The 25183-nt window shown below is 70.4% G+C and carries 25 protein-coding genes and 1 tRNA gene; 21 read left to right on the top strand and 5 right to left on the bottom strand.

Features of this window, described 5'->3' with window-relative positions:
- The first annotated feature begins 54 nt into the window (after nucleotides 1-54).
- The gene (locus ACLQ2R_RS00225; RefSeq protein ID WP_425957195.1) at nucleotides 55-246 is read left to right on the top strand and encodes a hypothetical protein; all 192 of its coding nucleotides are present in this window, start codon (nucleotides 55-57) and stop codon (nucleotides 244-246) included.
- Nucleotides 247-581: 335 nt separating this feature from the next.
- The gene (locus ACLQ2R_RS00220; RefSeq protein ID WP_425957194.1) at nucleotides 582-938 is read left to right on the top strand and encodes a helix-turn-helix domain-containing protein; all 357 of its coding nucleotides are present in this window, start codon (nucleotides 582-584) and stop codon (nucleotides 936-938) included.
- A 680-nt stretch (nucleotides 939-1618) separates the two neighbouring features.
- Here ACLQ2R_RS00220 and ACLQ2R_RS00215 read toward each other — a convergent pair.
- On the bottom strand, nucleotides 1619-2068 hold the full coding sequence (locus ACLQ2R_RS00215; protein WP_425957193.1) for a DUF4440 domain-containing protein: 450 nt from the start codon (nucleotides 2066-2068) through the stop codon (nucleotides 1619-1621).
- A gap of 343 nt (nucleotides 2069-2411) precedes the next feature.
- Here ACLQ2R_RS00215 and ACLQ2R_RS00210 point away from each other — a divergent pair, with 343 nt between their 5' ends.
- Nucleotides 2412-2630 (top strand): hypothetical protein, encoded by a 219-nt coding sequence (locus ACLQ2R_RS00210; protein WP_425957192.1) that lies wholly within the window; start codon nucleotides 2412-2414, stop codon nucleotides 2628-2630.
- Nucleotides 2631-2959: 329 nt separating this feature from the next.
- A complete protein-coding gene (locus ACLQ2R_RS00205; RefSeq protein WP_425957191.1) occupies nucleotides 2960-3451 on the top strand; it encodes a hypothetical protein in 492 nt (163 codons plus the stop codon).
- A 27-nt stretch (nucleotides 3452-3478) separates the two neighbouring features.
- On the opposite strand, the gene ACLQ2R_RS00200 is transcribed toward ACLQ2R_RS00205, so the two are convergent.
- Nucleotides 3479-3552, bottom strand: a tRNA-Gly gene (locus ACLQ2R_RS00200).
- A gap of 131 nt (nucleotides 3553-3683) precedes the next feature.
- Here ACLQ2R_RS00200 and dcd point away from each other — a divergent pair.
- From dcd to ACLQ2R_RS00185, 3 genes are all read left to right on the top strand, one after another.
- Nucleotides 3684-4259 (top strand): dCTP deaminase, encoded by a 576-nt coding sequence (gene dcd, locus ACLQ2R_RS00195; protein ID WP_386238733.1) that lies wholly within the window; start codon nucleotides 3684-3686, stop codon nucleotides 4257-4259.
- A gap of 686 nt (nucleotides 4260-4945) precedes the next feature.
- Nucleotides 4946-5563, top strand: a complete 618-nt coding sequence (locus ACLQ2R_RS00190; protein WP_030924556.1) for a DUF47 domain-containing protein — start codon at nucleotides 4946-4948, stop codon at nucleotides 5561-5563.
- On the top strand, nucleotides 5564-6568 hold the full coding sequence (locus ACLQ2R_RS00185) for an anion permease (protein ID WP_425957190.1): 1005 nt from the start codon (nucleotides 5564-5566) through the stop codon (nucleotides 6566-6568).
- Between the two features lie 213 nt (nucleotides 6569-6781).
- Here the strand turns inward: ACLQ2R_RS00185 and mshD are convergent, their stop codons facing one another.
- Nucleotides 6782-7705, bottom strand: a complete 924-nt coding sequence (gene mshD / locus ACLQ2R_RS00180; RefSeq protein WP_425957189.1) for a mycothiol synthase — start codon at nucleotides 7703-7705, stop codon at nucleotides 6782-6784.
- A 292-nt stretch (nucleotides 7706-7997) separates the two neighbouring features.
- Here mshD and ACLQ2R_RS00175 point away from each other — a divergent pair, with 292 nt between their 5' ends.
- From ACLQ2R_RS00175 to ACLQ2R_RS00165, 3 genes are all read left to right on the top strand, one after another.
- Nucleotides 7998-9803, top strand: coding sequence for a bifunctional metallophosphatase/5'-nucleotidase (locus ACLQ2R_RS00175; protein WP_425957188.1), 1806 nt, complete (start codon nucleotides 7998-8000; stop codon nucleotides 9801-9803).
- Nucleotides 9804-10131: 328 nt separating this feature from the next.
- Complete coding sequence (locus ACLQ2R_RS00170) at nucleotides 10132-11307, top strand: sensor histidine kinase (protein ID WP_425957187.1); 1176 nt, start codon at nucleotides 10132-10134, stop codon at nucleotides 11305-11307.
- A complete protein-coding gene (locus tag ACLQ2R_RS00165) occupies nucleotides 11304-11981 on the top strand; it encodes a response regulator (RefSeq protein ID WP_425957186.1) in 678 nt (225 codons plus the stop codon). The genes ACLQ2R_RS00170 and ACLQ2R_RS00165 overlap by 4 nt, the downstream gene beginning before the upstream one ends.
- A 208-nt stretch (nucleotides 11982-12189) precedes the next feature.
- Here the strand turns inward: ACLQ2R_RS00165 and ACLQ2R_RS00160 are convergent, their stop codons facing one another.
- A complete protein-coding gene (locus ACLQ2R_RS00160) occupies nucleotides 12190-12903 on the bottom strand; it encodes a response regulator transcription factor (protein ID WP_386238741.1) in 714 nt (237 codons plus the stop codon).
- 206 nt (nucleotides 12904-13109) lie between these two features.
- Between ACLQ2R_RS00160 and ACLQ2R_RS00155 the strand changes: the two genes are divergently transcribed.
- The 9 genes from ACLQ2R_RS00155 to ACLQ2R_RS00115 all read left to right on the top strand — a co-directional run bounded on the left by ACLQ2R_RS00155 (nucleotide 13110) and on the right by ACLQ2R_RS00115 (nucleotide 18095).
- Nucleotides 13110-13361, top strand: a complete 252-nt coding sequence (locus ACLQ2R_RS00155) for a MoaD/ThiS family protein (protein WP_425957185.1) — start codon at nucleotides 13110-13112, stop codon at nucleotides 13359-13361.
- Nucleotides 13362-13549: 188 nt separating this feature from the next.
- On the top strand, nucleotides 13550-14230 hold the full coding sequence (locus ACLQ2R_RS00150) for a DUF2993 domain-containing protein (RefSeq protein WP_425957184.1): 681 nt from the start codon (nucleotides 13550-13552) through the stop codon (nucleotides 14228-14230).
- 49 nt (nucleotides 14231-14279) lie between these two features.
- The gene (locus tag ACLQ2R_RS00145) at nucleotides 14280-14792 is read left to right on the top strand and encodes a sigma-70 family RNA polymerase sigma factor (protein ID WP_362807618.1); all 513 of its coding nucleotides are present in this window, start codon (nucleotides 14280-14282) and stop codon (nucleotides 14790-14792) included.
- Nucleotides 14789-15715, top strand: a complete 927-nt coding sequence (locus ACLQ2R_RS00140) for an anti-sigma factor family protein (protein ID WP_425957183.1) — start codon at nucleotides 14789-14791, stop codon at nucleotides 15713-15715. Before ACLQ2R_RS00145 ends, ACLQ2R_RS00140 begins: the two co-directional genes overlap by 4 nt.
- Nucleotides 15716-15890: 175 nt before the next feature.
- Entirely contained in the window at nucleotides 15891-16307 is a 417-nt protein-coding gene (locus ACLQ2R_RS00135; protein ID WP_425957182.1) for a TlpA family protein disulfide reductase, read from the top strand.
- A 61-nt stretch (nucleotides 16308-16368) separates the two neighbouring features.
- Nucleotides 16369-16482 carry a putative leader peptide gene (locus tag ACLQ2R_RS00130; RefSeq protein WP_425957181.1) on the top strand — a complete coding sequence of 38 codons (114 nt, stop codon included), beginning with the start codon at nucleotides 16369-16371 and terminating at the stop codon, nucleotides 16480-16482.
- A gap of 63 nt (nucleotides 16483-16545) precedes the next feature.
- Nucleotides 16546-16944, top strand: coding sequence for a DUF4395 domain-containing protein (locus ACLQ2R_RS00125; protein WP_425957180.1), 399 nt, complete (start codon nucleotides 16546-16548; stop codon nucleotides 16942-16944).
- Nucleotides 16945-16959: 15 nt separating this feature from the next.
- Nucleotides 16960-17799 (top strand): sulfurtransferase, encoded by an 840-nt coding sequence (locus tag ACLQ2R_RS00120; protein ID WP_425957179.1) that lies wholly within the window; start codon nucleotides 16960-16962, stop codon nucleotides 17797-17799.
- Nucleotides 17799-18095, top strand: coding sequence for a DUF1416 domain-containing protein (locus ACLQ2R_RS00115; protein WP_386238755.1), 297 nt, complete (start codon nucleotides 17799-17801; stop codon nucleotides 18093-18095). Before ACLQ2R_RS00120 ends, ACLQ2R_RS00115 begins: the two co-directional genes overlap by 1 nt.
- A 221-nt stretch (nucleotides 18096-18316) precedes the next feature.
- On the opposite strand, the gene ACLQ2R_RS00110 is transcribed toward ACLQ2R_RS00115, so the two are convergent.
- A complete protein-coding gene (locus tag ACLQ2R_RS00110; RefSeq protein ID WP_425957178.1) occupies nucleotides 18317-19312 on the bottom strand; it encodes a DsbA family protein in 996 nt (331 codons plus the stop codon).
- Between the two features lie 251 nt (nucleotides 19313-19563).
- Here ACLQ2R_RS00110 and ACLQ2R_RS00105 point away from each other — a divergent pair, with 251 nt between their 5' ends.
- Both ACLQ2R_RS00105 and ACLQ2R_RS00100 read left to right on the top strand, forming a co-directional pair.
- Nucleotides 19564-21516 carry a hypothetical protein gene (locus tag ACLQ2R_RS00105; protein ID WP_425957177.1) on the top strand — a complete coding sequence of 651 codons (1953 nt, stop codon included), beginning with the start codon at nucleotides 19564-19566 and terminating at the stop codon, nucleotides 21514-21516.
- Nucleotides 21517-21937: 421 nt separating this feature from the next.
- Nucleotides 21938-24913: an ATP-binding protein gene (locus ACLQ2R_RS00100; RefSeq protein ID WP_425957176.1), complete on the top strand. Its 2976-nt coding sequence runs from the start codon at nucleotides 21938-21940 to the stop codon at nucleotides 24911-24913.
- Nucleotides 24914-25183 lie beyond the last annotated feature (270 nt).

Here is a 25183-nt window from a genome sequence, read left to right as displayed (position 1 = left end):
GGCCCTGCGACGATGTGTCGCCCAGACTCACACGGCAGATGAGGGGTGAGCGGAATGGGTAAGCGCAAGACGTGGGCCGACAAGCGAGAAGAGATCATGAGTCGTCCCGGCGCGGGGGCCGCGTACGAGGCGGCGCGGATCCGTTTCGATCTTGGTGTCGAACCCGCGCTGTCGGCTCGGGACGTCCTGCACGATCACGATATTTGCCCGGGGAAACGCCGGCCTGGACCAACGCCGGTCGAGTGACCGTGAGTTCCCGCGACTTCCCATCGATCGCCGTCCGTACGGGCGTGCAGTGGGGCACGTCCGGCGGACGCCGCGAGGGGATCCAGAAGACCGATCGGTTCTGGTCGATGCACGACTCACCACCGGCGGCCATGGGAGGGTGAGAAGTAGCTCTCGACCGCACGACCTGGCGGTTGACCTTCTGGAAGCGTCCAACAAGGTGATCGTGATCCTGCCGCTCTTCCGAAAGACACAGGACGGGGTGCAGGCCGCCGACATCAACCGAGCGACGCTGCCAGGAAACGGTGCGAGGCAGAGCACGACCTGACCACCACGCACGTGTCCGAGAGGAGCGCATGATGGGTCGCAGCCGCTGGGAAACCTACAGGGCGAAGCGTCTGCGCGAGATGGAAGCAGATGCGCGGTCTCACCCCGACTACGAGCAGGTCGGCCGTGACCTGGAGTTGGGAGACCAGTTGCGGAAGATCCGTAAGCGCCGGGGCCTCGCCCAGAAGGTCGTGGCGGAGCGTTCCAGGATGTCCCAACCCGCTCTGTCCCGCATCGAGGGCGGTGGTGGCATTCCAGATATAGCGACACTGCTGCGCCTCGGTGCGGCAATGGGGGTTCGGTTCCGCGTCGAGCTCGTCGTCGACGACGACACCACCGAAATCGAGCCTCTGACGGTGCATAACCGGCAGCTCGCGAACATATGAGGTGCAGGTGGCCACCTCAAGGCTCAACCTCTCGGGTTCCGCTACTTCTTGCGCAGCAACCGCCTTCGGCCTCGACGGGCTTGCTCGGCAGTTGTCGGCGCGAGGGGAACGAGGAAGGCTCGGTTCCGGATCACATTCCTGAGCTGAGCGTGCGATGTCAGGGCGGATGACGGGAATCGAAAGCACGCTGTCAGCTCGGAAATCATCCACTGATGTTGCTGCCCTGAGCTGGAAAACGAGAGTGCAGGTCAGAGAGGGTCGAGTACCCGTGAGTGACCGCGGTTCCCGTCTGCCTCGTCCCACCCCGGAGGAGTCGAGATGTTGAGCTCGCCTGGAACGTGGCAGACGGGAGGATCCGACCTACCGTAACCACTTGCGGCTCTCGTGTTGGTATGTCAATCATCCCGGAGCCGAAGTACCCCCGCCGGAGGCACAACGGTTTTGCAGCGGGTCGACGTTTCTGGCTGCATAATGCGCCTGAACTGCGTGTATGGCTCTTAGCTGCCCATCAAGGGGGAAGATCGTCCTGCACGCATCCCGCCATCAAAAACGAGCCGTCACCAACTCCAGAACCTGCGGATTCAAAGTGCGCCGCCGACCATCAACGCCCCCCTTCCAGACTTACACCAAGACGCTTCGACCACTGGCCGGAGGCCGGTTTCGTCGTGCAATATCCCGCGTCACCCGGTAGGCCGGGCTAAAGCACGAAGCTCGAACGGCTGACGCTGCTCATCTTCGCCGGGTTCTTGAACGATGGTTCCCTGATGGTAGAGGATCGTCCATCCATCAGGACTGTGCTGCCAGATCGTGGCTCGTCGTGTTATCCGTCCGTTGAGGACCAGGGTGTACGTCAGTAGGTAGACGTCGGTGGCCAGCCCCCGGCAATGGAAATCGGACGTCTGCCACTCCTCGGCTGGCGGATCTTTGTAGCGTTCCTCCAGTGCATCAAGCACGTAAGCACGGCTGTAACGCCTTCCTGACGCCCCTGTCTCCCAGAAGTCCGGTGCTGTCAAGGCCTCAAAATCTGCCCTTGTTGTGCCGAACTCGGGTCGATGAAAGAGCGGCTCCCTCTGGACAAGCTCGTCGAGAACACCACGTAGCCGCTCATCGATTATAAAGTCGGGTTCCATTCTCAAGATTTAACACAGCTGGACTCGGTCGAGCATATCAATTGGGAATCGAACCCACGCTGTCAGCTTGGGAATCATCTACTGACCTTGCTATCCTGAGCTGGTAAAACGAGGGTGCAGGTCAAGGTGGGTCGAGTCCCCGTGATTCCCCGTGAGTGACCGTGGTGCCCTGCCTGTTCTGGCAGGCATCCGGCACGGGATCAAGCCTGATTCCTGGGAGCGGTGAGCATGGAGCGGGGTTGCTGGCACGTGAAGGCTGACCGTAGGCCGATGGCCGGGCGAAGTCATCGGTGGACGCAGTTTGCAAGATCAGACATGATGGTTCCTCTATACGGAGGATCAGATGGAGATCGGGTTCATTGGAATTTTTTTACTGTTGGTCATGTGGGTTGTCCCGGCCGTGCTGGTGTTCTTTTTTCTTTACTGGGCGATCCGCCTGGCGATCAGACATGAGAAGCGGCGAGTGCTGAGTCCCCAAGAGATCCTGACTCAGGAGCGACGAGAACGTATGGCAGCGGAGCGTGCTGATCACTTGCGCACCAGGCGGCGCCGGCCCGAATGAGCAAGCATCCGAAGGCCTCATGTGTGGTGCGAAGGGGTGAATTCAGAAGCTGACGAAGACTTTGGGTCGGGAATCCATCCCTGACCTGGAGCTTGAGGTGTGGAGCGGGTGACGGGAGTCGAACCCGCGCTGTCAGCTTGGGAATCATCTACTGACCTTGCTGCCCTGAGCTGGGAAAACAGGGATGCAGGTCAGGGCGGGTCGAGTCCCCGTGATTCCCCGTGAGTGACCGTGGTTCCCCGCCTGTTCTGGCACGCATCTGGCACGCGATCATGATGGCTCGATCTACGCGAGGTGCGGTAGCTCGCATCAGCGGGCAGCATGGCGGGGTGTCGGATTTGGTGTGGGATGAGGTTAAGAGTTTCTTCGATCCTGGCCTGATGGGGACGCTGCCGGATGTCTGGGTTACAGGCACCTCGGTTGAGGACTGGCAGATGGTCCTCGATTTGATCGAAGTCCATGGTTGGAGAAGCGAGTATCGCGAAGGCGACGTCGTCATGCCGTTGCCCCGTGCCGAGCAGGTGCTATCCCGACCTGTGGATGCCGAGTGCGCGGAGCTTCGCGTTTGGCCGGCGCCTGATGTACTGGCGATCTTCCGGTTCATGGCGGATGACGCGATCGACTTCGACGTCGACCTGCGGGAGCTTCAGGGGCAGGAGCGGCTGGACATCCTGTGTGAGTTCATCACGGTGATTGGGCGGCGGCTGGGCAAGTCGGTGATGATGTCGCCAGAGGGGGACTGGGATCCGGGCAGCCCAGTACTCGGGTTCGATGTCGGGACCGATCGAGTGGTGCTGTTGGCGCGGCCTTGGGCCGACTGACCTCGTCACGAACGGAGGACTGGAAAATGGAGCGGGTGACGGGAATCGAACCCGCGCTGTCAGCTTGGGAAGCTGATGTTCTGCCATTGAACTACACCCGCGTGCGGCGTGCCGCGTGACCACTCTAGCGGAAACTCGGGAGGCTCTGGACCTCCCAGCGACGAGATTCTCAGCAGTCCGAGGTGCGGGAGCGCCGCCGCCTCAGGGGCGCGGCGTTGGTAGGTTGCCTCACGTGCTGCTTTCCGATCGTGACATCGCCGCGGAGATCGAGGCCGGAAGGGTCATGATCGATCCCTTCGAGCCGGAGATGATCCAGCCCTCCAGCGTCGACGTGCGCCTGGACCGTTACTTCAGGGTCTTCGAGAACCATCGGTACCCGCACATCGATCCGGCGGTCGAGCAGCCCGACCTGACGCGGATGGTGGAGCCGGACAGCGGCGAGCCGTTCATCCTGCATCCGGGGGAGTTCGTGCTGGCCAGCACGTACGAGGTCGTCACGCTGCCGGACGATCTGGCCTCGCGGCTGGAGGGCAAGAGCTCGCTGGGCAGGCTGGGCCTGCTCACTCACTCCACGGCCGGGTTCATCGACCCGGGGTTCAGCGGGCACGTCACGCTCGAACTCTCCAACGTCGCGACGTTGCCGATCAAGCTCTGGCCGGGAATGAAGATCGGTCAGCTCTGCCTGTTCAGGCTCAGCTCGCCGGCCGAGTACCCCTACGGCTCGGAGAAGTACGGGTCGCGCTACCAGGGGCAGCGGGGGCCGACGCCGAGCCGTTCGTACCTGAACTTCCACCGGACGCCCATCTGACCACCACCGGATCCGGTGCGACCACCACCGGATCCGGTGCGACCACCATGGAATCCGGTGCGGTCCCCATGGGATCCGGCATGACCATGACGGGATCCGGCATGACCATGACGGGACTCGGGGGGCCATGACGGGACCCGGCAGGGAGCCGCCAGCGGATCCGTCGGCGGTCCCCAGCGGATCCGGCGTGACCGCCACCGGATCCGATACGGGCCGCCACGGGATTCGGTGCGGCCGGAAGTCGGGCGGCGGGAGTCCGAAAGCCGGGAATCCGGGGACGTCCGGAAGCGGAGGGCGGACCCGTCCCAGGGAGGCCGGGCACGGCGGGGAAGCGGGTCGTGATGGAAATCACGCTGATCATCGGCGGTGGCCGCGCACCCCGACCGACCTCCCGGGATCCCGGCAGGCCCGCCTGAACCGGGCATCCCGGAGGAGACCGCGGGCGACGCGCCGGACGGTCTTGCCGGAGAGAGTCCCATATGTAACCTGGCTTCGGCATAATGTGGCCGAAAACCAGCAAAACGGTCACGGAAAGTTGCCCTCAAGGCTGCCTCAAGCCGAGTGTCTCCGGGTATGCGCCGGGTAGCGACATGAGGAAGAGTGCGTGTCTAGCGGGTGAAGTTCGCATTTCCGCTGGTAACCCGTAACCTTCTCTGCGGACCATCCCCGCACATCTGGAGAACGACGTGCGCCTGCGTCTCACACCGAGTGAGGACAGCTACTACGACTTGTTCGCCGACTCGGCGAACAACCTCGTCACAGCGTCCCGTCTGCTGGTAGAGATCATCAGTGACGGATCGGACCGGGAAGCCCTGGCCGAGAAAATGCGCGCATGTGAGCACGCCGGTGACGAGCGTACTCATGCGATCATGAACCGGCTCAACGAGAGCTTCATCACCCCCTTCGACCGCGAGGACATCTACCGCCTCGCATCGAACCTCGACGACGTCATGGACTACATGGAGGCGGCCGCCGACCTCATCGTCCTGTACCAGATCGACCACCTTCCCAAGGAGGTCGTCCGGCAGGTGGAGGTCCTGGAACGCGCCGCCGAGCTCACCGCCGAGGCCATGCCCCGGCTGCGCTCCATGAAGAACCTGAACGAGTACTGGATCGAGATCAACCGGCTGGAGAACCAGGCCGACCAGGTCTACCGCCGCCTTCTCGCCAAGCTCTTCGGCGGGGAGTACGACGCGTTGACCGTCCTCAAGATGAAGGAGGTCATCGACCAGCTCGAGATGGCCGCCGACGCCTTCGAGCACGTGGCCAACACGATCGAGTCGATCGCGGTCAAGGAAAGCTAAGTGGATCTCACGCTCGCACTCGTCATCGGCGTGGTGATCGTGGCGCTGGTGTTCGACTACACCAACGGCTTCCACGACGCCGCGAACGCGATCGCGACCTGCGTCTCGACGCGCGCGCTGACGCCGAGGGCCGCGCTGTTCATGGCCGCGGCCATGAACTTCCTGGGTGCGCATCTCGGTACGCAGGTGGCCGCCACGGTCGGCAAGGGCATCATCGACGCCCCGAACGGCAGCCACGGCCTCGTCATCGTGGGGGCCGGCCTGATCGGCGCGATCACCTGGAACCTCGTCACGTGGTACTTCGGCCTTCCCTCCTCCAGCAGTCACGCGCTGATCGGCGGCCTGGTCGGCTCCGCGATCGCCTCGGCGAGCACCGTCCACTGGGACGGGGTGCTGGAGAAGGTCGTCATCCCGATGATCCTCTCCCCGCTGATCGGCTTCAGCCTCGCCGGTCTCGTCATGATCGGCATCCTGTGGGGGTTCCGCAGGTCCCAGCCCGCGAAGACCAACCGCGGGTTCCGGCACGCGCAGATCGTCTCCGCGGCGGCGATGGCCCTGGGCCACGGTCTCCAGGACGCGCAGAAGACCATGGGAGTCATCTTCCTGGCCCTCGTGGTCGGCGGGTACCAGAACCAGGGTGACCCGATCCCGCAGTGGGTCATCCTCTCGGCCGCCACCGCCATCTCACTCGGCACGTACGCGGGCGGGTGGCGGATCATGCGGACCCTGGGACGCCGGATCATCGCGCTCAACCCGCCGCAGGGGTTCGCGGCGGAGGCCGCCGCGGCGACCGTGCTCTACACCGCGGCGATCGGCTTCGGCGCCCCCATCTCGACGACCCACACGATCACCAGCGCCATCATGGGCGTCGGCGCCACCAAGCGCCTGTCGGCCGTGCGCTGGGGGGTCGCGGGGAACATCATCACCGCCTGGATCCTGACGATCCCGGCGGCCGCGCTGGTCGCCGTGCTGTCCTACTTCGCCCTCCACTGGATGGTCGAGTAGCGGGCCGCGGCGGACGCTCCGTCATCGGGAGCCCTCGGGAAGCGATCGGAAGCCCTCGGAGGTTTTCAGAAGCCTTCGGGAGCGACCGGAAGCCCTCGGGGGTTCTTCGGGAGCTCTCAGGAGGCCGGGCGCGCCCGGTGCCCATGACGACCGCGCGGGACCGCCGGCCGGGAAGGATCCCGGCCGGCGGTCCCCTCGTCCGAGAGGGCCCGTCTACCGCCGGTACATCACGTCGACGTCCCACCGGGTGAAGCCGAGCTTCTCGTACAGGCGGATCGCCGCGGGGTTGCTCTCGTCCACGTACAGCATCACCTGGCTCAGCCCCCGTGACCGCAGGTGCTCCAGGCCCGCCAGGGTCAGCGAGCGGCCCAGGCCGCCGCCCCGCTCGCCGGGGTCGACGCCGACCACGTACACCTCGCCGATCGGCTCGTGCGCGTGGTCGCCGTCGTCGTGGACCTTGGTCCAGTGGAAGCCCACCGGCCGGTCGCCGCCGCCGGGGCCGTCCTGCCGTACGGCGAGGAAGAAGCCCTCCGGGTCGAACCACGGCTCCCGCTCGCGCAGTCTCAGGTCCTCGATCGTCCACGCCCCCTGTTCGGGGTGGTGGGCGAAGGCCCTGGCGTTGAGCGCCAGCCACGCCTCCGCGTCGGAACCTCCGGGCCGGAACGTGCGCAGCCGTACGCCCTCGGGGAGCTCGTAGCCGGGCAGGTCGCCGGCCAGGGGGCGGCGCATCCGCCACAGCGACCTGACCTTCTCGAACTGCGCCGACCTGGCGAGCGCCTCGGCCGCGGGGTGGCCGCCGTGCGCCCACAGGCGCAGGCGCCCGCCGGCACGGTCGAGCGCGGCCCGCAGCAGGTGCGCCCCGTACCCCCGGCGCCGGAAGGCGGGATGGACGACCAGTTCCCCGGTCGGGCCCTCGACGGGATCGGCCGGGTCCACGTGCGCGTACCCCACCAGGTCGTCCCCGGCGTACAGGAGCACCGCCCCGATCTGTTCGTCGCCGCCGTAGCGCAGGTGCAGCAGGGCCTGTTCGTTGAGCGGTCCGACCCCGTCGGCCTCGGTGGCCGCCTCCGCCACCTCGAGGATCGCGGCCACCTCGGCGCCGCCGAGCGTTCCCCGATGTTCCACACGCGCGTTCATGATGTGGACTCTAGGGGGGTGCGCCGTTCGCGGGGACGGCGGGGACGGGGAGACCGGCGGAAAAGACCGGCAAAGGAGACCGGCGGGGGAGGCGGGTGAAAGGGGCCGCCGAAGGAGGGCGGTGAAAGGGGCCGGTGGAAGGGACCGGCCAAGGAGGGCGGTGAAAGGCGGTGAAAGGGACCGGTGGGGGAGACCGGTGAAGGGGACTGGCAAAAGCCGCCATGTACCGGTCCGGTGAATCGTTATCTCTCGGACGTTCCACCGTCAGACGACCCCCCTAGTGTCATGGTCCATGATGTCTCGTTCCTTCCAGCGGCTGGCGATGGCGGGCGTACTCGCCGGAGCCGGTCTGGTACTCGCGATGGGACCGGCCGAGGCGGGCAACAAGCCCGCCAAGCCCGCCAAGACGGTGCCGGTCCGCCTGCTCTCCCTCAACGACTTCCACGGCAACCTCGAGCCTCCGTCCGGATCCTCCGGCCGCATGGTCGACGAGACCGGCGCCACCGTCGAGGCGGGCGGCGCCGCGTACGCCGCCACGCACCTCAAGCAGATGTCCGACAGGAACACCCTCAAGGTCGCCCAGGGCGACCTGATCGGCGCCACCCCCCTGATCTCCGCGGCCTACCACGACGAGCCGTCGGTGGAGTTCCTCGGCAAGGTCGGCGTCACCGCCTCCGCCGTGGGCAACCACGAGTTCGACGAGGGGTACGCCGAGCTCCGGCGGATCATGAACGGCGGCTGCCACCCGGTGGACGGCTGCTCGCCCGCCGGCCGCTGGAAGGGCGCGACGTTCAGCTACCTCGGCGCGAACGTGATCTTCAAGCGGCCGACGCAGGCCGCGGAGAAGCAGGCGCTGGACGCGCTCGGCGGCACGAGCACCGGCGCGCTGCGCGGCCTGCTCAGGGAGTACGGCATCCCCGCGCTGCCCCCGGTCGCGATCCGCTGGATGAACGGCGTGCCGATCGGCTTCATCGGCCTGGTCACCAAGAGCACCCCGAGCATCGTCACCTCCGAGGGCATCAAGGACCTGGAGTTCACCGACGAGGTCAAGGCCGCGAACGTGGCGTCCAAGCTGCTCAAGCTGGTCGGCATCAAGGCCCAGGTCGTACTGGTGCACGAGGGCGACCAGGTCACCCCGGGACAGTCGCCGGACGCCTGCGCCGCCCAGCCGGGCGTGGGCAACCGGATCGCCACGCAGGTGGACGCCGAGATCGACATGATCCTCAGCGGCCACTCGCACCAGGCCTACCTGTGCACGGTGTCCGACCCCAAGGGCGGCACGCGCCTGTACAGCCAGGGCGGTTCCTTCGGCCGCGTCATCACCAAGGTCGACTTCCAGGTGGACGTCAGGACCCGTGACGTGGTGCGCTCCACGGTGGTGGCCGACAACCAGGTCGTGACCAGGACCGTCACGCCCGACCCGGAGATCACCGCGTTCGTCCAGACGTGGAAGGACCGCGTCGCGCCGGTGGCCAACAGGCCGATCGGCAGGATCACCGCGGACATCACCAACACCGCCGCGGCCTCCGGGGAGTCCCCGCTGGGCAACCTCATCGCCGACGCGCAGCTCGCCGCGACGAGGACCGGCGGCAACACCCAGATCGCCCTGATGAACCCCGGTGGCGTACGGGCCGCCCTGACCTACGCGGGCTCGGCCGCGGGTGAGGGCGACGGCGTGGTGACGTACGGCGAGGCGTTCACCGTGCAGCCGTTCAACAACCTCATGCAGGCGGTCACGCTCACCGGCGCCCAGCTCAAGACCGTGCTGGAGCAGCAGTTCACCGGCGGGCCCAACGCCCAGGCGTTCACCAAGATCCTTCAGCCGTCGTCGAACTTCACCTACACCTACAGCGCGAGCGCGCCGTGGGGTTCGAAGGTCTCCGACATGAAGATCGACGGCGTCGCGGTGACGGACACGCAGACGATCAGGGTGGCGGCCAACAACTTCCTGGTCGGCGGCGGGGACGCGTTCCTCGCCTTCAGGGACGGCGCCGACCTGTGGAGCGGCCCGCTGGACATCGACGCGTTCACCGCCTACTTCGCGGCGAACCCGACGATCACCCCGCCGGTGCCCGGTCACATCACGGTCGTGCCGTAACACCGGCGAAAGACGCGGCGCGCCCGCCGGGGCGCGCCGCACCCCGATGAGACGAGCCGCCACGCGGGTGTGGCGCGCGGGTGAGGCCCGCCGGACGCGTCCGGCGGGCCTCACCCGTTCCGGGTCCCGCGGTGTGCCCGGTCTCATGCGTGTCCGGGTCCCGCGCGTGTTCGTGCCTCGTGGCGCGCGGGGTCCCGTGTGTGCCCGGCGCTCCGGGCGATCCGGAAGGTCCTGCGGGGGCGGGGGCGCGTGCGTACCACCGGGGATGTACGACGATCTCCTCCTCGCGCCGGTCGGCGGGCGGGGGCCGGTGTCCTACCGTGGCGGGGTGAGGATCGGGAGGGCCGACGCGCTGATCGCGTTCGGCGTGCTGACCGGGATCGTCGTGGGCGTCTACGGCCAGATGTCCAGCTCCGGGTCACCGGAGCGCCCCCTGGACGTGTTCGGCATCGCGTTGATCATGGCGTCGGCGCTGCCGCTGGCGGTGCGGCGGAGCAGGCCCGCGACGGTGGGGGCGATCACGGTGATCTGCGCCCTGGCCTACTACGCCTGCCGGTATCCCGGGGTCTTCACCGCCGCTCCGGCACTGCTGACGATCTACACGGCCGCGTCCCTGGGACGGCGCCGCCTGGCGTTCTCGCTCGCCGCCGCGCTGGGTGTGGGGATCTACGGTCTCATCGCGCTCTCCGACGTCGACCCCACGCCTCCGGGCGGCCTGTCCCTGATCAGCGGCTGGCTGGTGGCGGTGACGGTCGTCGGCGAGATGACCAGGAACCGCCGCGCCTACCTGGAGGAGGTCGAGCATCGGGCGGCCGAGGCCGAGCGCACCCGCGAGGAGGCGGCCCTGCGCCGGGCCGGTGAGGAACGACTCTGGATCGCCCAGGAGCTGCACGACAGCCTCACCCACAGCATCTCGGTCATCAACGTCCAGGTCTCCGTGGCCGCGCACCTGCTGGACCTGGATCCCGGGCGCTCCCGGGAGGCGCTGGCCGCGATCAGGGAGGCGGGCCGCGAGGCGATGTACGAGCTCCGCGCCACGCTCGGGGTGCTGCGGCAGGCCGACCCGGACGATCCCGGGGCGGGACTCGCCCGGCTGCCCGGCCTGGTCGCCAGGGCCGAGGCGGTGGGACTGCCGGTCAAGGTCCTCGTCGCGGGGGAGCCAAGGGAACTGCCCCCGGCCGTCGACCGGGCGGCCTACCGCATCACGCAGGAGGCGTTCACCAACGTGCTCCGGCACGCCGGGCCCGCGTCGATCATGTTGACCACCGAGTACCGGCCCGGGACGATCGTGATCTCCGTGGAGGACGACGGGTCCTCGGACGCGGAGGTCGTCACACAGGGGATGGGGCTGATCGGGATGCGCGAGCGGGCCGTCGCCGTCGGGGGGTCGTTCACGGCGGGGCCGCGTGCGGGAGGGGGGTTCACCGTCCGGGCCGAGCTGCCGCTCACCGGATCACCGGGTACGGAGCGGCCGGACGAGTCGTCCGAGAGGGGACGGCGGTGACCCGGGTCCTGCTGGCCGACGACCAGGCGCTGATCAGGGCGGGGTTCCGCGCGCTGCTGGAGACGGCCGGTGACATCGTCGTCGTCGGCGAGGCGGGCAACGGCGTCGAGGCCGTCGAGCTCTCCCGCGCGCTGCGGCCGGACGTGGCGCTGCTGGACGTCAGGATGCCGCTGCTCGACGGGATCCAGGCAACCCGGCGGATCGGCGCCGACCCCGAGCTCGACGCGGTGCGGGTGGTGATCCTGACCAACTACGCCCTGGACGAGTACGTCTTCGCGGCCCTGCGCGCCGGGGCGAGCGGCTTCCTGCTCAAGGACATCGAACCGGCGGAGCTGCTGAGATCGGTGCGGGTGGCCGCCGCCGGGGAGGCGCTGCTCTCGCCGTCGGTGACCCGGCGGCTGATCGAGGAGTACGTGTCCACCCCGCCCAGGCCCGTGGCCGGACCCGGCCTGGGACGCCTGACCGTGCGGGAGCGGGAGATCCTGGCCCTGGTCGCCACCGGCATGTCCAACCTGGAGATGGCCGAGCACCTGACGATCAGCCACGCCACCGTGAAGACCCACGTCAGCCGGTCGATGACCAAGCTGGGGGCCCGGGACCGGGCGCAGCTCGTCGTCTTCGCCTACGAGTCGGGGCTGGTCACCCCCGGTGCCCCGCCGGGCGTGCCCGCCTGACGCCGGGCCGCCCGGGGACGATCACGCCCTCGGACACGGCGGGCACGCGGCTGGAGCGTGGTGAACGGACGCGGCGGGCATGCGGCGGACATGCGGCGGACATGCGGCGGACATGGTGAACGGAGGCCGGGACAGGCCGTACGCGGCGGGCACGGTGAACGGAGACCCGGACAGGCCGTGTGCGGCGGACCCTGCTCCTGCTCGGGCTCTAGCTGTGGGCGGGCTCGCGCTCCTCGACGGGCTCGTTGCCGCGCTCGGGCACGAACCGGTACCCGACGTTGCGGACGGTGCCGATCAGCGCCTCGTACTCGGCGCCGAGCTTGGCGCGGAGCCGCCGGACGTGCACGTCCACGGTGCGGGTGCCGCCGAAGTAGTCGTACCCCCAGACCTCCTGGAGGAGCTGGGCGCGGGTGAAGACCCTGCCCGGGTGCTGCGCCAGGTACTTCAGGAGCTCGAACTCCTTGAAGGTCAGGTCCAGGGCGCGGCCGCGGAGCCGGGCGGTGTAGGTGGCCTCGTCGATGGAGAGGTCGCCGTTGCGGATCTCGTCGGGCACGTCCTCGGCGGCGGAGAGGCTGAGCCTTCCCACGGCCATCCGGAGCCGCGCCTCGACCTCGGCGGGGCCGGCGGTGTCCAGGATGACGTCGTCGGCACCCCACTCGGCGGTCAGCCCGGCCAGGCCGCCCTCGGTGACGATCACCACCAGCGGGCAGGCGACGCCCGTGGTCCGAAGCAGCCGGCACAGGCTCTTGGCCTGGACGAGCTCGCGGCGCGCGTCCACCAGGATCGCGTCGGCGGGCGGGGCGTCGAGGAGGGCGGACGCCTCCGCCGGTGACACCCGCACCGAGTGCAGCAGCAGTCCCAGCGCCGGAAGCACCTCGGTCGAGGGCTCCAGGGCGTTGGTGAGCAGCAGGAGATTGCTCACGATGTCTCCTTCCCGCGTCAGCCGGCGATTGGCCGTACAAACACGTAAGGACCCGGGGGCTACGTTGCCCAGGTCCCGTAGTAGGTGAGGATAACCCACGGGGATGAGGCGTCCATCGAACGTCCACCTGATGAACACGGGTTCTCCAGGTGAATTCGCCGTAATGGCACGGTAACCCTGCGTGTGGACGAGGAGACGATTCACAGATGGCGACGGGCATTGTCAGGTACTGGGCGGCGGCGAAGGAGGCGGCGGGCGTGGCCGAGGAGCCGTTCGAGGCCGCCACGCTTGCCGAGTTGATGACCAAAATCACATCCGGGCGAGACGCGTTGGCTCACGTGGTGAGACGATCGTCGTTCCTGGTCGACGGGAACCCGGTCGGCCTGCGGGCCCACGAGACGGTCGTCCTGGCGGACGGGGCGACGGTGGAGGTGCTGCCCCCCTTCGCGGGCGGCTGAGCCGGGCGCGACCGCTTCAGGGGTGGCCGAGCCGCTCCGGGAAGGGGCGAGGGGCGAGGGGCGTCATCTTCGCGCGGCGGCCGAGCCGGCGGAGGCTACCACCTGCGCGTCGTTTCGGACAGGATGGCCGGGGGAGAGCACGCCCACGGCCTCTGCCCGGAGCCGCAGAGTGATGAACAGGGAGTCGGATGCGTAAGCTCATCGCTTTTCTGGTCCTGCTTCTCGTCCTCGTCGCCGTCCTGGACCGGGTGGCGGTCACCGGGGTCCAGCGCGAGATCGCCGCGCAGGCGGCGGCCAAGTACGACCTGGCCGTCCCGCCCGAGGTCACCATCGAGGGCATCCCCTTCCTCACCCAGGCGATCGCCGGCCGCTACGAGAAGGTCGACGTCACCGCGGGCAGGATGACCGTCGCGGGCGTGGCACTCTCCAGCGTCGCCTTCACCCTGTACGGCGTCACCGCCCGGCTGGAGGACCTCGTCCTGAACCCCGAGCGGGTCGACATGCGCGCCGAACGGGTGGAGGGGGCCGTGGTGGTGCCGGTGGCGACGCTCAACCAGCGGGCGCCGCGCGGGGTCAAGGTCAGCGTCGAGGGCGGCGCGCTCAGCGTGAAGGGGGAGATCACGGTGCTGGGGCGGCAGGTGCCCGCCGAGGCGACCATGAAGGTGCGGGTCGCCGAGGGCGGCCTGCAGCTCGTCCCCGAGAAGGTGACCCTGGGCGGTGGCATCGCGGTGCCCGACCCCGAGCGGTTCCTCAGCTACCGCGTCCCGATCGGGAAGCTGCCCTACAACCTCAAGCTGACCGACGTCCAGGCCGTCCCGGAGGGGCTGCGCATCTCGGGGACGGCCTCGAACGTGCCCCTGCGCGGCTGAACGGCGTCCCGTGTCTGAACCGGATCGCCCCGCCGTACGTCGTGAGGGTGTGAGCCAAGCCGGAACCGCCGACGAGCAGCTTGTCAGGGCGCTCTTCGACGAACACGGCGGGCCGCTCTACGGCTACGTGCTGCGGCTGACGGGAGACTCGGGAAGGGCGGAGGACGTCGTGCAGGAGACACTGCTGCGGGCCTGGCGTCATCCGGACGCGCTGACCGGACGATCCATCCGCGCCTGGCTGTTCACGGTGGCCCGCAACCTCGTGGTCGACCAGCACCGGGCGCGCAGCGCGCGCCCGCCGGAGACGGGTGACGAGGCGCTCGCCGTGGTGCCCGCCGAGGACGAGCTGGACAAGGCCGTGGAGTCGTGGGCGGTGGCCGAGGCGCTGGCCGCGCTCAGGCCCGAGCACCGCGAGGTGCTGGCCGAGGTCTACTACCAGGGCAAGTCCGTCCGGGAGGCCGCCGACGCGCTCGGCATCCCCGCCGGAACGGTGAAATCGCGCACGTATTACGCGCTTCGGGCGCTCAAGCTGGCGCTGGAGGAGCGGGGGCTCGCGCCATGACCATGACCTGTGACGAAGTACGGATGTCGCTGGGCGTCTACGCCCTCGGCGCCCTGGAGCCCGACGAGCAGGTCCTGGTCGAGGCCCATCTGGCGGGGTGCGCCCGGTGCCGGGCGGAGCTGGAGGAGCTGGCCGGGGTGGCCACGTTCCTCGGCAAGGTGTCCCAGGACGACGTGGCGCAGGTGGCCAGCCCGCCCGGCGCGGTGCTCGACCGGCTGCTCAGCGCCGGTGCCAGGCGGCGCCGCACGACCCGGCTGATGCTCTCGCTGGCCGCCTCGGTGCTGGTGGTCGGGCTCGGCGGCGGGACCCTGTGGGCCGTGCTCCAGTCCGGCGGGCCCGAGAGCACGATGATCTCCGCTCCGCAACCGGCCGCCGACCGGAACTCGGCCGCCGAGGGGGGCGGCCCGGAGAGCGGGACGCTCCTGCGGGACCCGGACTCGTCCCGGTCCGCCGCGAGGGAGGAGAGCCCGGTGGCGCCGTCGGAGCCGTCGGAGCCGTCGGAGCCACTGCCGCCGTCCTCGTCGGCGATGACGAAGGACGTTCCCTCGCCCTCGCCCTCGTCGTCGGCGACCCGGCCGCCCGGCGCGGAGGCACTGATCGCGCCGGACGAGCCGCTGAGGTGGGAGGCGCGGAGCGGCGCGGTGCGCGCGGAGGTGACCGCGCGGGCCGGGCAGGAGGGTACGGTCGTCGGCGTCGTGCTCACCGGCGCGGCCGAGGGCACCCGCTACCGGCTGAGGGTGCTCGGCGACGGCGGCCTCCGGGAGACGGCGGCCGGCTGGATCACCGGGACCGCGGGCGCGACGGGAGGCACCGGCGATCCGGCCGCCTTCACGACGACGACCACGATCCCGGCCGGGCGCATCACCTCGTTCCAGATCGTCACCGCCCAGGGGCGGGTGCTGCTCACTGTCGTCGCCCGCTGAGCGCGGGAACCGTTCTCGGTGCTTGTCGAGTGTGGGAGCCGTTCGCGGTGCTTGTTCGAGTGTGGGAGCCGTTCGCGGTGCCCGGAGCGTGGGAGCCGTTCGTGAGGGCGGGGACCGTTCACGACGTCCGCCGGGCGCGGGAATCGCGAGCGGTGCCGGCGCGTTGTCGTTCGTCATGACCGGGTGGACGGTGCTGGCCGTCACGCTCGCCCTGGCCACGCTCGCGGGCGTGCTGCTGCGGCGGCGCGACGGCACGGTGCGGGAGGCGAGGGGCGGGGTGGAGCGGCTCACCGCGAGTGACCTGCGGGTGGAGCTGGGTGAGCGGGCGACCCTCGTGCAGTTCTCCAGCGCCTTCTGCCAGCCGTGCCGGGCGACCCGGCGGATCCTCGACGAGGTGACCCGGATGGTGCCGGGCGTCGCGCACGTGGAGGTCGACGCCGAGTCCCGCCTGGACCTGGTCCGGTCGCTGAACATCCTGCGCACCCCCACCGTCCTGGTCCTGGACGCGTCCGGCCGGGTGGTGCGGCGTGCCTCGGGCCAGCCCAGGAAGGCGGACGTGATCAGCGCACTGGGGACGGCGGTGGGGGAGTGAACGGCGCACCCTACCGCCCGTCGAGCGATCATGTCTCAGAAATTGGACAGGGATGTGACAGATGGCGGGACGCCGGGGTAATGTCGTGGGCATGAACCCGACGACAGAGCTGCTTACGAAGCGGCGCGCGGTTGATTTCTGCCGCGTGACCACCGCGCTCTGTCGCGTTTCCTGAGGGCGATCTCAAGCGGCCGTCCGAGCCGCACCGATCTGCACGACCCTTCAGGAGCATCAAGCGATGCAAGCCGATCCCCGAGCTCTCCGTTTCGCCGCGGCCGTCACCGCCGTCGTGCTCGCACTCGTCCTGGTCACCGGCAGCGCCTGGCTGCTGGCCGCGCAGGCCGTGGTGTTCGCACTGGGTGTCGCCGGCCTCTCGCCGTACGGAACGGTCTTCAAGGGGCTGGTGAGAAGTCCTCCCCGTGAGACGGAGGACGCCTCGCCGCCGCGTTTCGCGCAGGCGGTGGGTCTCGTCTTCGCCCTGGTCGGCCTGGTCGGATACGTCGCACAGATCACGCCGCTGGCCCTCGGCGCCACCGCCGCGGCACTCTTCGCCGCCTTTCTCAACGCCGCCTTCGGGCTCTGCCTCGGCTGCGAGATGTACCTGATCATTCGTCGTCTACCACCCGCCGCAAGATGATCCTGGAGGATCAAAATGAGCCGCTCCGCCGTCCTGGTCGACGCTGACTGGGTCGAGGCCAACCTCGACACCCCCGGTGTCGTACTCGTCGAAGTCGACGAGGACGCCAGCGCATACGACACGGGCCACATCCGTGGCGCCGTGAAGATCGACTGGAAGCAGGACCTCCAGGACCCGGTCCGCCGTGACTTCGTCGACCGTGAGGGCTTCCAGGCGCTGCTGTCGTCCCGGGGCATCGCCAATGACGACACCGTGGTCCTCTACGGTGGCAACAACAACTGGTTCGCCGCCTACGCCTACTGGTACTTCAAGCTCTACGGCCACGAGAACGTCAAGCTCCTCGACGGCGGCCGCAAGAAGTGGGAGCTCGAGTCCCGCGAGCTGGTCAAGGACGTCACCACGCGCCCGGAGACGAGCTACCAGGCCAAGGACCAGGACCGGTCCATCCGCGCCTTCCGCGACGACGTCGTCGCCGCGATCGGCAAGCTCAACCTGGTCGACGTGCGCTCGCCCGACGAGTTCACCGGCAAGCTGCTCGCGCCCGCCCACCTCCCGCAGGAGGCGGCGCAGCGCGGCGGCCACGTTCCCACCGCCCGCAACATCCCCTGGTCGAAGACCGCCAACGACGACGGCACCTTCAAGACCGACGAGGACCTCAAGGCCCTCTACGAGGACGCGGGCATCGACTTCTCCAAGGACACCATCGCCTACTGCCGCATCGGGGAGCGCTCGGCGCACTCGTGGTTCGTCCTCCACGAGATCCTCGACCAGGCCAGCGTCAAGAACTACGACGGATCGTGGACCGAGTACGGCTCGCTGATCGGCGTGCCGATCGAATTGGGAGAGGCCCGCTAATGACTCAGGGATGCGCAGCACCGGAACAGACGGCCGCACTTCCGGCCGGGATCGACCTCGCGGGACAGGCCGTGATCCAGGGCGTGGTCACGGGCACGGGCAGGGCGTACGCCCGCCTGCTCGACCACGCCGGCGAGTTCACCGGTGAGGTGGTGGTGTCCGACGAGGGCGTCTTCCGCTTCTTCGCCGCCCCCGGCGACTGGACCGTCCGCATCATCGCGGGCGGTGGCGTCAGCAAGGACATCCCCGCCCAGGCGCGCCTGGGCGAGGTCACCCAGCTCGCCGTGAGCGTCTGACCCACCGGGTCGGACCCGCTTCACCTCGGAAAGGACCGGTATCCCGCGAGGGGTGCCGGTCCTTTCGCGACAGGGGACCTTCCGGGGGGCTTCCGCTTCTCCCGGCCCCTTTCACCTCGGAAAGGACCGGTGCCCCGCGAGGGGTGCCGGTCCTTTCGCGACGCGCGACCTTCCGGGCTCCCGGGCTTGCGGACCTTCGGGGTCGTCCTCCCGGTCGCCGGTCAGGCGGTCAGGCGGTCCTCCACCCGTCGCAGGGCGTCGGTGTAGTCGGGCTCGGGGTCCATGGCCGCCGCCAGGCGCAGGTGCGGCAGGGCCTGCCGGTGCCGGCCGGCGCGCTCCAGCGTCCTGCCGAGCAGGAAGCGGGCGTAGTGGTCCCCGGGCGCGCTCTCCAGCAGCGACTCCAGCGTCTCCCTCGCCCGGCCGAGCTGGGCCGAGCCGAAGTAGGCGCGGGCCGCGAGCAGGCGTACGGCGGAGTCGTCGCCGTGCTCGGCCAGCAGCGGCTCCAGCGTCCGCAGGGCGCCGAGCGGGTCCCGGACGCCCAGCAGCGCCTCGGCCTGACGCAGCCACCTGACCTCGTCGGGCAGCTCCCTCGCGGGAGCGGCGTTCCGTACCAGGTCGGCGAGGACCTCCGGGGACTGCGCGCCCGTGACGGCGGTGTCGCCGACCATGAAGGTCGGCGAGGTGGCGATGCCCGCGGCCTTGCCGCGCAGCAGCTCGGAACGGACCTCGTCCGCGCCGTCGCCGCGCTCCAGCGCCTCGGCCATGCCGTCCAGGCCCGCCTCGGCGGCGAGCGCCGCCAGGGTGGCGCGGTCGGCGATGTCGGCGCCCTCGGTGAAGTGGGCGCGCAGGATCCGCTCGACGACCGCGTCCTGGAGCGGTGCGCCGCCCCGCCCGCGGGCGAGGGCGATCACCCGGTGGGCGTCGAACGTGTTCGCCCGCCACACCGCGCCCCGGTGCCGCGTGCCGCCCTCCTCCGTGCCCTCCCGGACGCCTTCGTCGCGGGCACCCGCGTCCGTGCCGATCCGCAGGGCGCCCTCGGCGACGGGGTCACGAAGGGCGTCCTCCAGCGGCTCGGACGGTGCCGGCGCCGTCGGGTCGATGACGTACGGGCGCCAGACGACCTCCACGTCCTCGCCGAGTCCGGCCTTCTCCAGGCGTCGCCTGCCGACGTAGGCCCACGCGCAGGTCATGTCGGCCCAGATCTCCATGCGCTTCATGGCCCCTGTAACAACACCGGGGCGGAGCATCATCCGCAGGGCCGGGGAGGCACGGAAGCCCCGCCCGCCGAGTCCGTAACGCGGGGTCCCGTCAGTCCGATACGGGCCTCCGTCCCACCAGCCCCTCCTCTCCCGTGCGTTACGGTGGACCCGGGGAAAATGCAGCGGATTGACGGGAACGCTGCCCGAATGGGAGGGCGAACTCTTACGCTGTCTCCGAGGCTTCCGATGAGCCCGATGGCGGAGGTTCCGTGGCGGACGTGCATCCCGAGCATGCGCAGCTCCAGGCGGACCGGATCTACCTGGGCTGGCAGTATGCCTTGTTGCACCCTGATCCGGGTCCGGCTCCCAAGCGACCCTCCCCCCTGGAGAATCCCCCCGAGCCGGTCGATCCCGAGTGGATCCGCAGGGAGCGCCTGAACGAGGACCTGCTGAACCGGCCGGTCAAGATCGTCCGCACGTTCATGGCGGCGCTGGCGACGCTGATCCTCGTGCTGGGCGTCACCGAGATGCTGAGCTGGTCGTTCGCCGTCGTCGGGATCATCGCCGCCGGGGGCATCGCGGCGTTCTGCAGCTACGCCGTCCACCAGGGCGACCGGGCGGTCCGCCACCGCATCAGGGAACGCGAGGCGGCCGGGGACCGATTGCGCGAGGAACGCGACAGGGAGCTCTTCCTCGCCCAGGAGGAGCACGCCGCCCGCTACCGCGAGTGGGCGGAGAAGAAGGAGCGCCACGACCGCCAGCTGACCTGGTACGCGGTGGCCGTGCCCGACGAGATCGACCGGATCGACGTCGCCGGGGGCACGCTGCCCGGCTGGTCGGCGCTGATCACCCTGCTCGGCGCGACCCGCCTCTACAGCGGCGGCCACCTGACCGTGCTCGACCTGTCCGAGGGGGCGGTCGCCAAGGACCTCATCGAGCTGGCGCGCAGGGGCGGCGACGAGCCGCTGGTCTGGGTGCTCCCGGTGGACCTGCCCCGGCTCGACCTGGGTGCCACGCTGGCCCCCGAGGCCTTCGCCGACGTCCTCGCCCACGTGGTGAGCGTCAGCGAGGAGCACCGTACGACCAGGGATCTGTCGTTCGACAACGCCATCCTGGAGCGCGTCCTGGAGGTCCTCGGCGAGAGCGCCACGATCAACCAGGTGACCGCGGCGCTGCGTGCCCTGGCGCAGGTCGGCGACCCCCGGGAGGACCTGCGGTTCGGCCTGATCACCGCCGCCCAGCTGGAGCGGATCGGCACCCTGTTCGGCCGCGGCGTCAGCGACCGGGTGGTGATCGAGCGGGCGTGGGCGCTGGAGTCGCAGCTGCGCAAGCTGGAGACGCTCGGCTCGGAGGCGGTGCGCCTGCCGCCCGCGCGGCTGCGGGTCGTGTCGATGGACCGTCAGGCGGGGGTGTTCGGCAACCGGGTCCTCGGCACCTACGTGGCCACCGCGCTCACCCACATCCTGCGCCAGTCGCCCGCCTCCGAGCGGCCGTGGTACCACACGATCATCGTCGCGGGCGCGGACAAGCTCCGCGGCGACGTGCTGGACCGGCTCATGGACGCCTGCGAGACCTCCAGGACCGGCCTGGTGCTCACCTACCGCTCGCTCACCCCGACCGTGCGGGAACGGCTCGGCCGGGGGCACGCGGCGGTGACGTTCATGCGGCTCGGCAACGCCGAGGACGCCCGGATCGCCAGCGAGCACGTCGGCACCGAGCACCGCCTGGAGCTCGCCCAGCTCACCGAGACGATCAGTGCCGCCGGTGCCGGACTGGACGGCGGCTACGTCTCCACGGTCGGTCAGGCCGAGGAGGGCGAGGACGGGCGCGAGGCGGGTCCCGCCGACCTCAAGGAGGACATCACCGAGTCCACCGAATGGGGCCGTCGCGCGACCAAGGCGATGGGGGACACCGAGCGGGTGCTGCACCGCTCCAGGGAGTTCCTGGTCGAGCCGCACCAGCTCCAGCAGCTCCCCACCACCTCCGTGATCGTCACCGACGCCACCGCCCAGGGCCGCAGGGTCCGGCTCGCCGACGCCAACCCGGCGATACTGACCTTCCCCAGGACGACGCTGGGCGAGTTCGACGAGATCAGGGACGCCGTCCTGGACCGGGCGGAGGAGAGACGGGACCGTACGGCGCACGAGCCGAACCCGTTCGAGGACGCGCCGCCCAACCTCGGCCCGCCCCCGGCCAGGCTCGACTGGCGCCGCCGCCGATGAGCCCGCGGCCGGTGCCGGTACGGCCGGTGCCGGTACGGGCGGTGCGGGTGAGCCCGGTGCCGGCACGACCCGGCGGCCCGGTCACCGATCCGAGTCCACGTCCGGGTCCGAGTCCGAGTTCGGGTCCGAGTTCGGGTCCGAGTTCGGGTCCGGGTTCGGGTCCGGGTTCAGGTCCGGGCTCGGCTCCGGGGCCGGGGCGTCCCCTTCGTGGGGCGTGCGTGGCGGCCGGGCCGGTGGGTACGCCAAGGAGGCGTCCGTATGTCGTAATGGGATGGTCAATGCGGGGGTGCGAGCCCCGAGTCAGGTTCGACCGTGGTCACGGGGGTGGCCCATCCCCGATTACGCGTCGGCCGGTACGGCGGAGCGATCCGTGAAGCGTCAACCCTCCGGCCTGGAGCCGGGTCCCCCGGGTGGAGACCAAATGCAGCCAAGTGTGTCCCGTCCGCCCCATGCCCTGAGCGGGCCCTGGTACAGAATCCAGGCGATCACGGCGCCCTCGCGCAGTTCCTCGGCCGAGTGGGACTTCGTCACCGTCCTGCCCGCCGTGCTCTCCGCGGCCCAGCGCGGCCGGCCGTTCGTGGTCGGCTGGCTGTCGCGGGGGTCCGGCGCCCCGCTGGAGCTGATCACGAACGCGGGGCCGCTGACCCCGCCGCGCCCGCCCCGCCGGGCCGCCGGCGCCGAGGCCGAGCCGCTCCCGGCCGGCCCCGAGCCGCTGCTCTTCCCCGGCGGCGCCCGCGGCGTGCGGATCGGCGAGGAGTGGCTCCGCGACCTGTCGGACCTGGCGTGGACCGTCTGCCCCGGGCGGCAGGCCCCGCCGCTGGGCGGGCGGCGCGAACCGGACGCCGACGAGATCAGGCGGCCCACGCTTTTCGAGTCGACGCTGGTCACGCTCATGTCCCGGCCGTTCGCCTGGCTGGTGGTGGCCGAGCAGACCGACCTGCTGGACGCCGAGGTCGCGCACCTGCGCACCCAGCTCAACGTGCTGCGGCAGTACGGCGACGCCTCCGAGCGTTCCCGCTACGACGCCGAGCGGGCCGAGCGGCGCATGCAGGAGCTGGACGCCTTCCGCGAGGCCGGGCTCTGGAACGTGCGGGTGCTGGCCGGGGCCGCCGGGCCCGACGAACTGCGCCAGATCGCGCCGGTGCTGGTCGGCTCCGCCGAGATGAGCCACCACCCCTACCGCCTGCGCAGCGCGCTGCCGGGACCCGTCCACGGGTTCGCCGAGGCGCTCGCGACGACGCTGCAGGACCCGGCCGACGGCGCCGCCGCGCCGTTCGCGGCCACCGCCGGGGCGCTCGCCGCCCTCGCCGGGCTGCCGCACCGGGAGGTCCCGGGGGTGCGCGTGCTCGACGCGGGCTTCTTCGACGTGACCAGCGAGGCCGACACCGTGCCCGGCGCGCTGACCGTAGAGCTGGGGGCGATCCTCGACGGCCAGGACCGGCCGGTCGGCTCGTTCAAGGTCCCGCTGGCCACCCTCAACCGGCACGCGTTCGTCACCGGCGCCACCGGCTCGGGCAAGTCCCAGACGGTCCGGCACCTGCTGGAGCAGCTCACCGGCGCGGGCATCCCGTGGCTGGCCATCGAACCGGCCAAGTCCGAGTACGCCGCGATGGGCGGCCGGATCGAGCACCTCGCCCCGGTGACCGTGATCAACCCCTCGGCGCCGGAGAGCGTGCCGTTCAGCGTCAACCCGCTCGCCCCCGAGCCCGGCTACCCGGTGCAGGCGCACATCGACATGGTGCGGGCGCTGTTCATGGCGGCCTTCGACGCCGAGGAGCCGTTCCCGCAGATCATGTCGCTGGCCCTGCAGCGGGTGTACGAGGCCAACGGGTGGGACGTGGTGACCGGCTGGGCGGCTCCCGGCGCGGCGGTGCGGCCCGCCGTGCCGACCCTGGAACAGCTCCAGCGGCACGCGATGGACGTGATCAAGGAGATCGGGTACGGCCGGGAGGTCCAGGCCGACGTGGAGGGCTTCATCTCGCTGCGGCTGCGGTCGCTGCGGGTCGGTTCGGCGGGCCGGTTCTTCGAGGGCGGGCACCCGGCCGACATCGGCGACCTGCTCCAGCGCAACGTGGTGCTCGCCATCGAGGACGTCGCCAACGACGAGGACAAGGCGTTCCTGATGGGCACGCTGATCATCCGGATCGTGGAGCACCTGCGGATGCGGGCCAGGAAGGAGCGCAGCAGCGGGCTGCGGCACGTCATCGTGATCGAGGAGGCGCACCGCCTGCTCCGCGACCGTGGCGCCGGACGCGCCAGCACGCACGCGGTCGAGCTGCTGGCGGGCATGCTGGCCGAGATCCGCGCGTACGGGGAGGGCATCGTGGTCGCCGAGCAGATCCCCACCAAGCTCGTCTCCGACGTGGTGAAGAACACCGCGCTGAAGGTGATCCACCGGCTGCCCGCCGAGGACGACCGGCACCTGGTCGGCGCGGCGACCAACCTGAGCGAGGAGCAGTCGCGCCAGGTGGTCTCGCTCCCGCCGGGGGTGGCCGCGGTCTTCGCCGACGGCATGGACCGGCCGCTGCGCATCCAGGTGCCGCTGGGCGAGGACCGCGAGCGCCCGGTGCCCGGCCACCTGCCGCCGATCTGCGGGCGCCGCTCGGCCGCGTGCGGGCAGGAGTGCCAGGAGGGCCGGGCGTGCACGCTGGTCGAGCTGCGCGAGGCCGACCTGCTCGCCGAGGCGCCCGAGTGGGCCTGGCTGCGCATCTGGGCCGACACGCTGGTGCTGGCGTTCTGCACCAACCGGCCGATGCCGGGGGTGCCGCGCGCGCTGGCCGACCTGTGGTCGGAGCTTCCCGCGCGGCGCCGCGAGTGCCTGCTGGCCACGACGGTGGAACGGAGCGTGGGCCGCCGCGCGTGGTCGCTGCGCACCACCGGCGATCCGGCGACGCTGACCGAGCAGGTCGCCGCGGTCGCGACCCGGCTGCTCGGCCCCGACCGCGAGCCCGGCGAGCGGCCGGGACCGGCGTGGGTCATCCCGCAGGTGCGGTGGCTGCACGAGGTGGACCGGCTCTTCCCGTACGGGCAGCCCGCGCCCAACCCGCGCGGGTCCGCGCCGGTGATGGAGTACGCGCTGTTCAGCCGTGCCGCGGGCGCCTCGGAGCTGCTCGGCCACCGGGCCAAGGCGTTGCGCCACCACCCCCTGTCCATGGAGGTGGAGCGCAACCGGGAGCTGGCCTGGCGGGCGATCCTGGGCGACGACGAGCGCGAGGGCGTGAACCGCGACGTCGACACCGTCACGATCGGCATCGACCCGGCCGAGCGGCTCCGGCACGTGGCGCAGACGATGGGGGCGGGCTGGCTGGAGGGCGTGCTGTCGTGGCCGCACCGGTTCGTCCTGCCGTTCGACGCGGACTCGCCGGAACCGGTCGAACTCGCCTTCGCCGAACGGTGAGGGCGGGGCAGGGTGGCGCGGCTCGAACGATCGGGTCCGGTCCGGCGGCACGGTTCGAACGGTCGGGTCCGGTCCGGCGGCACGGTTCGAACGGTTCGGTGGGGTCCGCTCCCGCCGGGCGTGCGTCCAAGGCGAGGCCGGCCGGTCTCCGCGCGAGGCAGGCCGGTCCGGTCCGGCGCTCCGTTCTCGCCGGGCGTGCGGGGTGTGCGGCCGGGGGTGCCGGTGCCCAAGCACGGCTAGGATCTGCGGCATGAACGATTCGGCGATTCC

This window comes from Streptosporangium sp. DT93 (assembly GCF_049844535.1).
Taxonomy (GTDB): domain Bacteria; phylum Actinomycetota; class Actinomycetes; order Streptosporangiales; family Streptosporangiaceae; genus Streptosporangium.
This window is presented reverse-complemented; position numbering and strand designations above follow the sequence as displayed.